Genomic DNA, 14,029 nt, shown 5'->3' on the forward strand with positions numbered 1-14,029 from the left:
TTTTGAAAAGTACTTACGCAGGTAATAAATCTAAGATTGTTTCAATGATAACGGTTAAAATCGGAATGGCCATTGCCATGATTAGAATTTTTCCAGCCAGCTCAATTTTAGATGCAATAGCACCTTGTCCAGCATCCCTCGTGATTTGAGCCCCAAACTCTGCTATATAGGCAATTCCAATAATTTTTAAAATGGTCTCTACATACATCAAATTCACGTTAGCGTTAACAGCTATTCTTTCTAACATTTGAATGATTCCTTGAATTTGGCCAATTAAAAATAGAAAAATCGTACAACCCACAAAAACCACGAGCATAAAAGCAAACGTTGGCTTTTGTTCTTTCACAATTAGGGCAAGAAAAGTAGTAATTAATCCGATACCAACAATTTGTAAGATTTGAATAGAAATCCCCCCTAACCTTGAAAGAGGAATACAGCCTTTATTTTTTGGAATAACTCATCCATGATGGTCACGACGCGAAAAATGATATATACAAATCCAACGAGCGTGACCCAGTGTGCATAGTCTTCCTTTCCCATTTGCTTCAATACAGTGTGAAGAAAGGCAACGACTATTCCAACACCAGCAATTTGAAAAATGGTACTGACATCTATTGGCATTTCAACTTCTCCCCTCATTCCTTTACATCAGCAAAACAATTAGTAAAAGACCTGATAGAAATCCTAAGCTCTTTATCATTTTTTCATACTTTGCTTGCTTCTCTTGTGCATCCTTTTCTTCCCTGTCTAGATGAGTTAATGCAAGAAGAATGTGTTTTTGCTGGGAAGCTCGATCATGCTGTCCTAACGTCTCACCGAATTGCTTTAGGACTTCAATTTCCCCTTGCTTAAAAGCCGTTAATCGCTTGATATCATGCAAGCTCTCTACCCAGGCATCTCGTACATTTTGGTTTCCCGTTTTAAGCCTTTTAGCAAAATCTTCAAAAAACCAAGATAATGGCTTGTTCATCTGCTTCGCAATATTCGTACATGCATCGTATAGTGGTAAGTGCCCGTACATGATTTCCGCTTCGAGAGATTGCAAAGCAGCCTTTAATTGCCTGAGTTGGCGTGGTCTTTCACTAAACTGTTTTGCTGATTCAAAACCTGTCCAAGTTGTAGCCAGTAGGATAAAAAGTGCTCCTAATATTTTGATCATGTAAATACCTCCATACTATGACCAATTAACTTCCCCGATCCATCTAAAATCTTCTGAAACGTACCGGGACCTTCTTCCCTTGAAAGAATGACAAACCTTGAAAAAATTTGGGCATCTATTAATGGTTTTATACTCGGTCTTTTTAATAAATCAGAGAAGTTAAAACCATGAGCAGTTACCACTAACCTAACACCAGCATTAACTGCTTCCATAATGGCCTCACTATCTTCCTTACTACCAATCTCATCAACAATAATGACATCTGGACTCATAGACCGAATGAGCATCATCATCCCTTCTGCCTTAGGGCAGCTATCTAGTATATCCACTCTGAAGCCAAGGTCGTGCTGGGGAACACCTTTTACACAACCGGCAATCTCTGATCGTTCATCAACAATCCCAACCTTATAGGAGGGAAGATTTCTTTCTTCATCACCAATACTTATTAATCTTGCGATATCTCTTAACAATGTTGTCTTTCCTGATTGTGGAGGCCCGATTATGATGGAGTTTTCCCAGTGATCTGAAGTTGAAAGGTATGGAATTAGTGGGACGGCAACACCTTTACATTGCCTTGCTATTCGTATATTAAAAAAAGTGACATCCCTTATTGCTTTGACTTCACCTTTCTCCGTAATTACTTTGCCAGCTAGTCCAACTCGATGGCCACCTTGAACCGTAATGTACCCTCTTTTTAACTCTTCCTCTAATGTATATATGGAATGTTGACTTAGTCGGTTTAACAAAAATATAGTATCCTCAGCTGTCACTATATAGCTTCTTGGAAACTGATACTTGCTACCGATCATAACTTCTAACGGTCGATTTAGCCGAATTCGAATTTCTTCCATTCTTTCTTGTAAATGAGGAGGGAAGCTTTCGATTATGGATCTTATATTCGGTGACAACATTTCTAAAATCTCATTCACTTTACCCCTCCTATTCGATCATTTAATGTCTCTTATCATGCTCTCATATATCGTAGTTTCACTTTATACTCCAATGTATGCAGGCTTGGACATATTATGACTGCTTACAAGTGAGCAGTCGTTTAATCATTTATAGATTCCAAGTAAAATAAACCCTACTCCAATTCCAATGAATAATAATTTTGAAAATGATAATTCATCAGTCAGACTTAATAACCCAATCGTCATTGTGGCAATAAAAATTAACGGTCCAACCATAGCAAGTACAGCATTTACCGCTACTGCTTTTTTCACATCATTAAGAAGCAGCATGATGATTGCCGCTGTTAGCTCAATAGACGCAGACAAAAATCTAAGCCCTGCCATGGATAAAACGGTTGTATCAATCCCTGCCATCCATTTTTTCATATTTATTCCCCTTGTTAATTTAGTGTGGTAGTACAACCTATGCTTGGAATAATGATTTAAGAATAGTGTTTTTGTGATTATTGTAGTTATGAATACTCGAGGTAGAAAAGTGGTATTCCGAGGAAAAAGTACAAAAGGCTCAGGGCGCCCCGTTTAGCCTCAGGCAGAGCAAATGTTCCTAAATGATAAAAAGGTGCTTTTCCCCTTTTACACATTTAGGAACATTTGACCTCGAGTGACTGGGTGCTGGAGCTTGATTCCTAGTCACTAGCCCATTCTCTTGCTGAAAACTTTTATACTTCCTTATAATTAATAAAAGGATTGCCCTAAGTTAGGACAATCCTTTTTCATTAAGCACGTGAAATATATTTAGCTTCTTCCGTATTGATAATTAAAACATCACCTTCATTTATAAAGAAAGGAACTTGGACTGTTAATCCAGTTTCTAGCGTTGCAGGCTTTGTACCACCTGATGCTGTATCTCCTTTTATTCCTGGTTCTGTTTCAACAACCTTTAGTTCAACAGTTGTAGGTAGGTCAACTCCAATTGTTTCACCTTGATAGGTTTGAATAGCAACATTCATATTTTCCTTTAAGAACTTTAATTCATATTCAATAGATGAAGCTGGAAGTTCTGTTTGCTCATATGATTGTGTATCCATAAATACATGTTGATCACCGTTTGCATATAAATATTGCATCGTACGGTTTTCAATTTGAGCCTTTGCTACCTTCTCTCCACCACGGAACGTTTTTTCTTGAATAGCTCCAGTACGTAAGTTACGAAGCTTTGAACGAACAAACGCTGCACCTTTACCTGGTTTAACGTGTTGGAAATCAAGTACACGCCAAATGCCTCCGTCTACCTCAATTGTTAAACCTGTACGAAAATCGTTTACAGAAATCATGTTCAAAAATCCTCCTAAATGCAATAAAATATGTTAGTGTAGACAATCACCTGAGTTCGTTTACATCAGATGCTTGAATTATAGAATAATTAATTCCTTTGATGAATGGGAAAGAGACTCATTTCCATCTTTCGTAATAACCGTATCATCTTCAATACGAACCCCACCTAAGCCGGCAATGTAAATTCCAGGTTCAACTGTTACGACCATACCTGGCTCTAGAACAACGTCAGACTTAAAGGATAATCCTGGCCCTTCGTGAACCTCTAAACCGATTCCATGACCAGTAGAATGTCCGAAGTATTCCCCGAAACCTTTTTCAGTGATGTAATCACGAGTTAAAGCATCGGCCTGTTTTCCTGTAATACCTGGCTTAATTCCTGCCATTCCACGTAATTGTGCTTCAAGAACAACATCGTAAATATTTTTAAGTTCATCTTTTGGTTGTCCTACTGATATGGTTCTAGTAATATCAGAGCAGTAACCTTTATAGTATGCACCAAAATCTAGCGTAACAAAGTCCCCTGATTCAATGATTTTGTCTGAAGCAACTCCATGTGGCAATGCTGATCTGTAACCTGAAGCAACAATAATATCAAAAGAAGAAGAAGCTGCTCCTTGTTTTCTCATAAAGAACTCAAGCTCATTTGATACTTCCAATTCTGACTTACCAGGACGAATAAAGGTAAGAATATGTTTAAACGCTGCGTCAGCAATCTCTGTTGCTTCTTTTAATATCTTAATCTCCGCTTCACTCTTTATCAAGCGTAACTTTTCTATAACACCTGTGATCGGTACTAATTCTGCCTTTATTTGATCACGATACGCCCTAAAAGTACTAAATGTAACGTGATCTTCCTCAAAGCCTAATTTCTTTATTCCTAGCTTCTCCACTTGAGATGCAATTTCTTCAATAATCGATGCTTTATGTTGAACAACCTCAAATCCATCTAATTGCTTTGTTGCTTGTTCCACATAACGGAAGTCTGTAATAAACAGAGCTTTATCTTCTGATATCAAAGCAACTCCAGCAGATCCTGTGAATCCTGAAATAAACCTTCGATTGTATTTACTTGTTACCAGCATTCCGTCAACGTTTAATTCTTGAAAGCGATTTCTCAATTGATCAATTTTTGTCATAACCTTTCATCCTCTCCAAAAAAATCTCTAAGTGCTATTATTGCTAATTTGTAACCGTTCAAACCTAACCCAACAATTTGACCAATCGTTACAGGTGCTATGACAGAGGTGTGACGGAATTCCTCACGAGCGTGTATATTAGATATATGTATTTCGATGACTGGTTTAGATATACTCGCGATGGCATCTCTTATTGCATAGCTATAATGCGTAAAAGCCCCTGGGTTTATGATGATCCCATCAACATTACTATCTGCTTCATGGATTTTATCGATGATGTTCCCCTCATGATTTGATTGATAACAGGTAAGCTCTAATCCATAATCTTTAGCAAAATCTCCTAAAGAGCTTTCAAGTTCTATTAATGTTATCTGACCATAAATGTCTGGTTCTCTTAGGCCAAGCCGATTTAGGTTTGGTCCGTTTAACAAGAGAATGCGCTTCATCCTGGCATCTCCTCACTCTACGTAAACATATTAAAAAAAAGAATGTTCAAAGAACATTCTATCATAATGATCATTCGTTTGAATAGTTTGGTTCATTTTGTAATTTAAGCTCTGTGTATTCATATGATATAGAATAGGCAATAAAAGTTCCTAATAGGGTGTAAAGACAAAGAGTCGTAACCAATGTATTCCGATCCATCTCCTGAATAGGCTCAATATTTGCAAAGATTGGATTTAATATAATGAATACAATTCCCCATAATACTAAACCAAATAATATACTAATCCAAAATTTATCCAATCTTCTTAATGTCATATGGTACGCAAAAGCAACGAGAATGGATAATAAACCATAAATAAAGATCGAAATGAATTGTCCCAATGTTCCGTCTTTCCAGTCACCGACTGCCCAAGGGTCTAAAATGACGTTAGGAGGAATCTTCGTGAAATGAAATAGATAGGTCATATAACCAATAAAGCTCCAAAATACTCCTCCAAAAAATCCCGTTAAAGCCGTTCTTGTCGCAGGTGACATAGGTTCTTCTTTTTTATTTTGTTCTAGTTTCTTCTCTTCTTCCACTATTATGCACCTCCATTATGTAGTGTTTCCATGATATTCATTAATATGAAGAACTTTTTTAAAACTCGTCTAACATTTCACTTTTCTGTCTATGATAGCAATATAGTTTACAAACCTGCACATCATCCTAGAGGTTTTCCTCACTTTCTAGTACAATAGAAAGCATATATAACAACAAAGATGATTATAGGTTGGTGGAAACATGTCAGATGAAAAAAAGCCCGTTTATGGAGGGCAAGCAGTAGTAGAAGGTGTCATGTTTGGTGGTAAATATCATTATGTGACAGCGATTCGAAGAAAAGATCAATCACTTGAGTATTTTCGGTTACCAAGAAAAGTAAACCCACTCGCACAAAAACTCAAAAAGATTCCTTTCCTGCGAGGGATTGTGGCCATACTAGAGGCAAGTGCAAATGGAACAAAGCATTTAAATTTTTCAACCGAGCGATATGACCTTGATCCAAATGAAGATCATGTGTTACAAGAACAGAAAGAGTCTAAGTTAACGATGATTTTAGGAGTAGCTGCTGTTGGAATCATTTCATTTCTGTTTGGAAAGTTTGTATTTACACTCATTCCCGTCTTTTTAGCTGAATTAACAAGACCAATTATTTCAAGTGACATGGGCCAAATTCTAGTCGAAGGATTGTTTAAATTAATCTTACTCTTAGCCTATATTTATGCTATTTCGTTTACACCCATTATTAAACGGGTATTTCAATATCACGGAGCTGAACATAAAGTCATAAATTGCTTTGAAAAAGGTAACGAATTAACTGTAGAAAACGTACAAGCAGAATCGAGACTTCATTACCGTTGTGGTAGTAGTTTTATTTTGTTTACAGTCATTATTGGTGTGTTCGTATATATGCTCGTTCCGACAGAACCGATATATGTTCGAGTACTAAATCGACTTGCGTTAATACCTGTCGTATTAGGAATATCTTTCGAAGTATTACAGTTAACAAATGCACTTCGAAATGTTCCTGTTCTCAAGCTTCTTGGATATCCTGGTTTATGGCTTCAACTCTTAACAACGAAAGAACCCAAGGATGATCAAGTAGAAGTAGCAATTGCCTCATTTAATGAATTATTAAGACTGGAAAATGAATCACAAGACTCTCCAAAAATTGTTTAATAATTGTGACAACATCCTTTACGAATGCACATAATGTAATTAATAACCCTTACTTTTTCTTTGGGAGGTGCTGCTGTTGAAACGTCAAACAGGTCAAATTATTCTTATACTCACAATTGGCTTAGCAGCTATAGGTTTGTTAACAACAAATCCACTAAAGTTACTTCAGATGATTGGAATAGCTGTTCTGTTTGCTTTTGCCTTCTATTTAATTTTTCGATTCCTGCAAAAGCGTGCTGGCGGTAATTGGAAAAACAACTCACAATATCGCAAGGCTGTAAGGCAATCTAGAAAACGTTATCAATCAAATAATGTATCTACTCTGGCTAAAAAACCAGTATCCCCTACAACCTTAAAAAGAAAAAGTAGTAATACACATTTGACCGTTATTGAAGGAAAGAAAAATAATAAAAAGAAAAACCGAGCTTTTCACTAAGTTATCGGTTTTTTTATTTTTTTCTATCTATCAATTCATTTATTCTTTAAAAGCTCCATGTCTTTAAAAATTCAGTGGCTTTTGCATAGCCGACATTTACTACCTCTTGTCGCTTCTCCTTTGTAACTTCAAAGTCTCTTGATAACACATTTTCAACAGGGATAAAGATTATATTTTTCTCAACAGACCTTGAAATATACCGTAAATCATGAGCATCCATCATTGTTTCAAACAGGGCTTTAAACAAATCAATGGCATTTTTTATTTTATTTGGTGGTCTATTTTCTAGCTTGGGACTTAACTGGATGCCAAGTAATGGACGTTTGTGTTCTTTTCTTACTTGCTCAAATAACCAGATAGGAAAATTACTAAGCACTCCCCCATCCACAATAATGGGTTGCCTACTTCTTTTGTTTCCTACTTGTTCTAATTTAGCAGGTTCAAAGAAATAAGGAATTCCCGCGCTCATTCTGACAGCTTTAGCAACTGAAAACTCTTGTGGATCGTATCCATACCTATTTAAATCATCTGGTATCACCATCATTCTACTATTCGTTAAATCAGAAGCAACCACTCTAAGGACACCTTCTGGCAGATCACCAAATACTCGCACACCTTTTTTCTGTAAGTGTGCTTCAATCCATTGTTCTAGAATAAGTCCCCTGTACAAGCCTAGCCTCCAATACAGAAGGAACCATTTGCTAATCATGGAGGGAAGAAAATTCTTTCTAGTGTCTAAAAATTTTTGAAGGTCTACCTCATCCATCATTTGTTGAATTTCTTCTCCTTTGTATCCAGCAGCAACAAATGCTGCAAGGCAAGCTCCAGCACTTGTTCCAGCTACTCGACCAAAAGAATAACCTTTTTCTTCAAGTGCTTTAATCGCTCCTATAAGGGCATACCCCCTTATGCCTCCACCAGAAAATACAAGATCTATTTTCACCTTCTCACCCCTAGACTCTATTGTCTTATTACATCTTAATCGTCCGAAGGGGTAAATAGTACCTGATTAGTAGCTGAGAAGAACAATAAAAAAAGACTTTAGCGAAATACTAAGTCTTCTTTATGAATCTCCATTTTCTTCATTACTTTTTTGTATACTTCTTAACATTTCAACTCTGCTTTCATCTTCCTCAAAGAATTGAACAAGATCGCCAATTCGATCAATAGCGTTCCAGCTAAGGTGATGTTCAATTCCTTCGACATCATTATAGATAAGCTCTTCCTCAACACCAATTAGTCTCATAAATTGCTCTAGTAGGTCATGGCGATATACAAGTCGTTTGCCAATTTTTTTGCCTTTTGTCGTTAATACAAGTCCTCTGTATTTCTCATATATGAGATATTGATCTTTATCCAGTTTTTGAACCATTTTGGTAACTGATGAGGGATGAACCGATAACGCTTCAGCAATATCCGATACTCTTGCATACCCTTTTTCTTCGATTAAAATATAAATTTGTTCAATATAATCTTCCATACTTGGCGTTGGCATCAATCATCTACCTCATTTCACTCTAAATATCCGAGAATTGCCTTCTATCATCTTACAATAGAATATAAAGTGAAACAAGCTTCTCTCTTTAAACAACGCCATTCACCCTTAATTATGTGAAGTATTGTATTTCTGCTTCCGGGAAAAATTCGTGAATGTAACCCCGTAATGTCTTTTCCAAATCTGCTGCTTCTTCTGTTTGATAAACATATTTACCGATGCCATATCTGCCCCATTTATACTTTCGTTTTGACTCATCCATCTCTAGTTTTGTTTTCGGATACCTCTTTTGAATGACATTCTTTGCAGGTTTTGTGAAACGATGCTGGATAAGCTCAAAAGTTAAGTTACGGATTGATATTCCTTGAAGGGAATCGTACAACCGTTGAAACAGTTCGAAATATCCTTCTTTCCAGCCCTCATGCATATAAATTGGCGCTACAATAAAACCAAGTGGATAGTTTGCGTTGGCTACTTTTCTAGCTGCATCTATTCTCTCTTCAAATGAAGAGGTTCCAGGTTCAAAATGTTGTATCACATAACGTGAATTAACACTAAACCTAAAACGTGTACGACCATTATGTTTTGCATCTAATAAATGATCAACATGCTGATACTTTGTGACAAATCGAAGCTGGCCAAATTCTGTTTGTCCCATAAACTCAATGGTCTTCTTTAAAGAATGGGTTAAATGGTCAATTCCCACAATATCGGACGTACATGCCGCTTCGAAACGTGTCAGTTCAGGAGCACGTTCCAACATATATTTCTCAGCCTGTTCAAAAATGTCGTCTAAGTTTACATACGTCCGTATGTATGGCTTGCTCCCTAAGGTTGTTTGCAGATAGCAGTAATGACAGTGACCCATACAGCCCGTTGCAAGTGGAATCGCATACTCAGCTGAAGGTTTGGATGTATCAAACTTAAGAGTCTTTCGAATACCAACAACTAAGGTTGATTTCGCATTACGGTACTGCTGCAATTCCGTATCGCCTGGAATCCCTCTTACTTGATTATGGGAGGTTGTTTCTCTAATTTCTAACCCCATCTTCTCAAACTTTTCTTTTAGCTCTTTTCCTAATGGATAGTCAAGCGCCTTCGGTTCAAAATATACTAACTGAGGCACAAATGCTTTCATCTCTTCACCTCATTCAATAGCATTTGTTTGTTAGTATTCGCAAGTAGTGTAGAAATCATTGAAAAAGGATGGAACCAATTCATGGATTCCATCCTTATCATTTTTTTCATCTATGTTTTATAGACCACATTTTAACTGAGCGCCGCAGTCCGTACAAGTGTTGCAGCCTCCAATATCTTCTACTGTACCTTGCCTACATACAGGACAAGTATCTCCAACCTCTGATCCAAAGTTAACATTCGTTGAACGTAGATCATGAATCGTATCTACGAGAACGACAGGTTTCTTTTCCTCCTCTGGTGGCAATAATTCTTGTTGCTCCTCAAATGTATTTTCTTCTGCCTTTAATGTTAGTACTTGAGCATCACGGCTTCCATCAACATAAACCGTTCCACCTTTTGCACCGCCTTTATATAAGCGCTCATACACTTTTTCAACTTGTTCAACGGTGTAGCCACGAGGAGCATTTACCGTTTTACTAATAGAGCTATCGATCCAGCGTTGGATTATACACTGAACATCCGCATGAGCTTCTGGCGTGAGCTCCATTGCGGATATGAACCAATGCGGCAGATTATCTGGATCAGCATCTGGATATTTGTCTAGATATTCTTGAACGATATCTGCCTTTACTTCAATGAATTTTCCTAATCGTCCACTACGGAAGTAGGAGAATGAGAAATAAGGTTCTAATCCTGTTGATACCCCAACCATTGTTCCTGTGCTTCCAGTCGGAGCAACAGTTAGCAAATGGGAATTTCTAATCCCATACGATTTTATGTCTTCTTTAACATCTTCTGGCATCTTTTCCATGAAGCCCGTTTTAATAAATGCATGACGTAAGCGATTTGTTTCAAGATCAGACTCGCCTTGAAGGAATGGGAAGCTTCCCTTCTCCTTTGCAAGTTCAACTGACGCTCTATAGGCTGTAACAGCAATTGTTTCAAACACTTGGTCTATTAGCTGATTTCCTTTATCTGAACCGTATTCGGTTTCACAATAAATGAGCAAATCATGTAATCCCATAACGCCCAAACCAACACGTCGTTCACCAAGTGCTTGTTTTTTGTTTGCTTCGAGAAAGTATGGTGTTGCGTCGATAACGTTATCTTGCATACGAACACCAACTTCTACTGTATTCTTTAATTTTTCAAAGTTCACTGTTTTTGTTTCTTTATCTGCCATTTCAGCCAGATTAACCGCGGCAAGGTTACAAACCGAATACGGTGCGAGTGGTTGTTCTCCACATGGGTTTGTTGCAACTACTTTTTGTCCATATGCTTTCGCATTCGTCATTTCGTTTGCATTATCAATAAAGAATATCCCTGGTTCCGCTGAGTAGGTTGCACAGATGTTAATTAAATTCCAAAGCTCCTTCGCTTTAACACGGCGATATACTCGTATTTTATGTCCCATCTTTTCCCACTCACGAACATCACCAACTTCATGCCATGTTTCGTTATATATGTTCATTTCAGCTTCGTCATAGCTTTCAACATCAGGGAAGCGAAGCTCGTATTCAAGGTCTTGTTCAACAGCTTTCATAAATTCCTTTGTTAAGCAAATAGAGATATTTGCTCCTGTTAAAAATTCAGAGTTATGGACTGTATAAGTTCCACCTGTTTTGAGCTTTTCTTCTGCATCACGGATAACCTTTTCTGTAAATCCACCTAGTCCGGGAATATGCTTGTAATAAGTAATTCCTTGATACATCATTCGCTCACTTTCACTTAATGGCGTGAACTTCAGCTTATCCTGTGCTACTTTTCTAATTTGTTCGTCATTAATATTTTCAATTAAGAATCTTAGAATTCGTGGGTTTTGCATTTTTGAAATGATGAATTCGATTACGTCTGGATGCCAGTCGGCCAACATAATCATTTGTGCACCTCTACGCGATCCACCCTGCTCCACTAAATGAGTTAACTTCGCAATATCATCGAGCCAAGACACGGAACCCGATGATTTACCATTAACACCTTTAGCTAACGTGTTTCGTGGCCTTAAGGTAGAACCGTTCGTTCCTACTCCACCGCCTCTACTCATGATTTCCATTACTTGTTTACGGTGTTCAGAAATGCCTTCACGGGAATCTTGTACGAATGGCATCACATAACAGTTGAAGTACGTTACATCTGTATCAGCTCCAGCTCCATAAAGAACGCGCCCGGCTGGAACAAAGTTAAGTGAGACAAGCTCATGATAGAATTTTTCATACCATTCTTGACGCTTTTCAGGTGTGGTTTCTACCGAGGCAAGGCCAGTCGCATTTCGCTTGGCAATTTGCTCGTAAAACACTTCAAGTGGTTTTTCAATTATATCTAATGAACGTTTAACTATACCTGTCTCGACTTCAGATGGCTTGTCCAACACGCCGCGGTAATCTTCCTCAACAAGGACATCGGCGGTTTTGTTTTCCCAGTCAATCGTCTTGATGTGACCAAGTCCCCTTGCCGGAAACTTAGGATCCTCCTTGATCGTTAGAACCACAAAATCTCCTACACTAAGGGTAATTTTCTCGGTATCTTTAAAGGAATAACGATCAAGCATAACTAAACGTGATACCCCTTTGTGTGTCATCTTCATGTCTCTAGTTATTGGATGAACTTGTGGGAAAGCTCGTATGTCATCATTTAGTTTGTTCACATCAATATTTAGTTTTTTTTCAAGCGCAACTGTCAACTAAAACATCTCCCTTATACATAAAAACTATCTTTTTTTTATTCGAGTAATCTAGTAGAAGCTATGTAATATACCCTCGAATTTTTGATAATGTTACCGTAACATATTCGGATATAAAATATCAATATATTGTATATACATTATTTTCGACAACACTACATATTGATGTTTATGCAAAATATATTTTTTTTGTCAAAATCAAAATACATTACATTTTAGAGAAAAGAGAAGAAAATTGAGGGTGTTAAAAGATAATGACTAATTTTAACTTTTTTTAAAACTTGCAATTCCAAATTCCCGAAATAGAAATATTAGCCACTACGCATGAGTTTATGATATCCTTTGTTACTACCATTGGAGGAGGGAATGTATGTATAACACTCGTATAAGAGCAGGTTGTGTAATTATCCAAAATAACGCTATCCTACTTGTTGAGTTTCATGATGAAAGTGGACTTCATTATAATCTACCAGCAGGTGGAGTCAATGATTATGAAGAAATAAAGTCTGCAGCTAAAAGAGAAGTAAAAGAGGAAACTTCAATAGATGTAGAGGTTGGAGAGTTAGCATTCACCTATGAATTTTTAGATACGGTAAATAAAAAGCATTCATTAGGTTTGTTTTTCGACTGCAAAGTAACAGGTGGAACAGCAAGTTTACCGACTAATCCAGATCCAAATCAAACGGGTGTAAAATGGATATCAATTGATGAATTAGATTCAATCGTTCTATATCCAAATATAAAGAAAGAAATTAGAGAATTTGCTGAACACAAAGTCACTATCCCCTTACTCAAATAGAAGGTAGGTATGATATTGTTTAGAAACTTGGCATTTTTTATGAAATAATGCTCATTTTTTTACTCAAGTTGAGAATTTTATGTATGGTGCACGTTTTGATGAGGAAGATATCGCCTAAACAAGATGCAGGATGCCATTTTTCTATCATTTCTAGTGAATCTATCATCAACTTTGTAAATTTTATCAGCGACTTCTGAAAAGATAACAGCAACTTTCTTCATTTATCATCAACATTTAGAATTTATCATCAACTTTCTACTTTATCATCAACATTCTTTTAAGCCCCCTTATTCATTTGGACACGAACTAGGTTATAAAAGTACACTAAAAGTGTCGATTCTGGTGAATAGGAGGTGGTTAGAGTGAAGAAGAAGATCGATGTTATTGAAGATGTGAAAAAGAAATATGTAAGAATGGCATTGGAAACTGGAAACCATTCATCTACTGCTAGAAAAGCTGGTATTTCAAAAGATACATTTAGAAAATGGATGACAGAATATCAAGATGAAATTTTAGAGATGATGGAACAAGAAGGCACTACCACCCTATCAGAAAATCCGACTAAAAATGAACTTTTAGATAAATATGAACAAGCAATGAGATTGTTGGGTGAAAAAGAGCTTGAAGTTGCGATGTTAAAGAATCTCCTAAAAAAAAACGAATACCACTAGAGGAACGTTTACTTGAAATAGAACTGTGGGTATCAGAGGGGTTTCCTATAATCAAAGCAACAAAAGCTTTGGAGGTGCAAAGATCAGTGTATTATTACCA

17 protein-coding genes are annotated in these 14,029 nt (G+C 36.9%); 4 read left to right on the forward strand and 13 right to left on the reverse strand.

Annotated features, from left to right (window positions below; all coding sequences use genetic code 11):
- Positions 1 to 13: 13 nt before the first annotated feature.
- From spoIIIAD to ACFSCX_RS07590, 9 genes are all read right to left on the reverse strand, one after another.
- Positions 14 to 409, reverse strand: coding sequence for a stage III sporulation protein AD (spoIIIAD, locus tag ACFSCX_RS07550; protein ID WP_377927589.1), 396 nt, complete (start codon positions 407 to 409; stop codon positions 14 to 16).
- A gap of 5 nt (positions 410 to 414) precedes the next feature.
- Positions 415 to 621, reverse strand: coding sequence for a stage III sporulation protein AC (gene spoIIIAC / locus ACFSCX_RS07555; RefSeq protein ID WP_377927566.1), 207 nt, complete (start codon positions 619 to 621; stop codon positions 415 to 417).
- 22 nt (positions 622 to 643) lie between these two features.
- Positions 644 to 1,159, reverse strand: coding sequence for a stage III sporulation protein SpoIIIAB (spoIIIAB, locus tag ACFSCX_RS07560; protein WP_377927567.1), 516 nt, complete (start codon positions 1,157 to 1,159; stop codon positions 644 to 646).
- Entirely contained in the window at positions 1,156 to 2,088 is a 933-nt protein-coding gene (gene spoIIIAA, locus ACFSCX_RS07565; protein ID WP_377927568.1) for a stage III sporulation protein AA, read from the reverse strand. Before spoIIIAA ends, spoIIIAB begins: the two co-directional genes overlap by 4 nt.
- Before the next feature lie 126 nt (positions 2,089 to 2,214).
- Positions 2,215 to 2,496, reverse strand: coding sequence for a YqhV family protein (locus ACFSCX_RS07570; RefSeq protein WP_377927569.1), 282 nt, complete (start codon positions 2,494 to 2,496; stop codon positions 2,215 to 2,217).
- 350 nt (positions 2,497 to 2,846) lie between these two features.
- Complete coding sequence (efp, locus tag ACFSCX_RS07575) at positions 2,847 to 3,404, reverse strand: elongation factor P (RefSeq protein WP_377927570.1); 558 nt, start codon at positions 3,402 to 3,404, stop codon at positions 2,847 to 2,849.
- A gap of 78 nt (positions 3,405 to 3,482) precedes the next feature.
- Complete coding sequence (locus tag ACFSCX_RS07580) at positions 3,483 to 4,544, reverse strand: M24 family metallopeptidase (RefSeq protein ID WP_377927571.1); 1,062 nt, start codon at positions 4,542 to 4,544, stop codon at positions 3,483 to 3,485.
- Positions 4,541 to 4,990, reverse strand: coding sequence for a type II 3-dehydroquinate dehydratase (gene aroQ / locus ACFSCX_RS07585; RefSeq protein ID WP_377927572.1), 450 nt, complete (start codon positions 4,988 to 4,990; stop codon positions 4,541 to 4,543). The genes ACFSCX_RS07580 and aroQ overlap by 4 nt, the downstream gene beginning before the upstream one ends.
- A 70-nt stretch (positions 4,991 to 5,060) precedes the next feature.
- The gene (locus ACFSCX_RS07590) at positions 5,061 to 5,570 is read right to left on the reverse strand and encodes a YqhR family membrane protein (RefSeq protein WP_377927573.1); all 510 of its coding nucleotides are present in this window, start codon (positions 5,568 to 5,570) and stop codon (positions 5,061 to 5,063) included.
- Positions 5,571 to 5,772: 202 nt separating this feature from the next.
- Between ACFSCX_RS07590 and ACFSCX_RS07595 the strand changes: the two genes are divergently transcribed.
- Together ACFSCX_RS07595 and ACFSCX_RS07600 are read left to right on the forward strand one after the other, a co-directional pair.
- Positions 5,773 to 6,708, forward strand: coding sequence for a DUF1385 domain-containing protein (locus tag ACFSCX_RS07595; RefSeq protein ID WP_377927574.1), 936 nt, complete (start codon positions 5,773 to 5,775; stop codon positions 6,706 to 6,708).
- 76 nt (positions 6,709 to 6,784) lie between these two features.
- Positions 6,785 to 7,144, forward strand: a complete 360-nt coding sequence (locus ACFSCX_RS07600; protein ID WP_377927575.1) for an SA1362 family protein — start codon at positions 6,785 to 6,787, stop codon at positions 7,142 to 7,144.
- Between the two features lie 46 nt (positions 7,145 to 7,190).
- Here ACFSCX_RS07600 and ACFSCX_RS07605 read toward each other — a convergent pair whose 3' ends face one another.
- The 4 genes from ACFSCX_RS07605 to ACFSCX_RS07620 form a co-directional block, all read right to left on the reverse strand.
- On the reverse strand, positions 7,191 to 8,087 hold the full coding sequence (locus ACFSCX_RS07605; RefSeq protein WP_377927576.1) for a patatin-like phospholipase family protein: 897 nt from the start codon (positions 8,085 to 8,087) through the stop codon (positions 7,191 to 7,193).
- Positions 8,088 to 8,207: 120 nt separating this feature from the next.
- A complete protein-coding gene (gene mntR / locus ACFSCX_RS07610) occupies positions 8,208 to 8,639 on the reverse strand; it encodes a transcriptional regulator MntR (protein ID WP_377927577.1) in 432 nt (143 codons plus the stop codon).
- Between the two features lie 112 nt (positions 8,640 to 8,751).
- The gene (splB, locus tag ACFSCX_RS07615; RefSeq protein ID WP_377927578.1) at positions 8,752 to 9,777 is read right to left on the reverse strand and encodes a spore photoproduct lyase; all 1,026 of its coding nucleotides are present in this window, start codon (positions 9,775 to 9,777) and stop codon (positions 8,752 to 8,754) included.
- Between the two features lie 117 nt (positions 9,778 to 9,894).
- Positions 9,895 to 12,459 (reverse strand): vitamin B12-dependent ribonucleotide reductase, encoded by a 2,565-nt coding sequence (locus ACFSCX_RS07620; RefSeq protein ID WP_377927580.1) that lies wholly within the window; start codon positions 12,457 to 12,459, stop codon positions 9,895 to 9,897.
- A 370-nt stretch (positions 12,460 to 12,829) separates the two neighbouring features.
- Here ACFSCX_RS07620 and ACFSCX_RS07625 point away from each other — a divergent pair, with 370 nt between their 5' ends.
- Both ACFSCX_RS07625 and ACFSCX_RS07630 read left to right on the forward strand, forming a co-directional pair.
- Entirely contained in the window at positions 12,830 to 13,258 is a 429-nt protein-coding gene (locus ACFSCX_RS07625; RefSeq protein WP_377927581.1) for an NUDIX domain-containing protein, read from the forward strand.
- Positions 13,259 to 13,620: 362 nt separating this feature from the next.
- On the forward strand, positions 13,621 to 13,929 hold the full coding sequence (locus ACFSCX_RS07630) for a transposase (RefSeq protein WP_377927582.1): 309 nt from the start codon (positions 13,621 to 13,623) through the stop codon (positions 13,927 to 13,929).
- The last annotated feature ends 100 nt before the right edge of the window (positions 13,930 to 14,029 follow it).

Origin of the sequence: Bacillus salitolerans (assembly GCF_042680805.1) — a bacterium.
GTDB classification, from domain to species: Bacteria; Bacillota; Bacilli; order Bacillales; family SA4; genus Bacillus_CJ; species Bacillus_CJ salitolerans.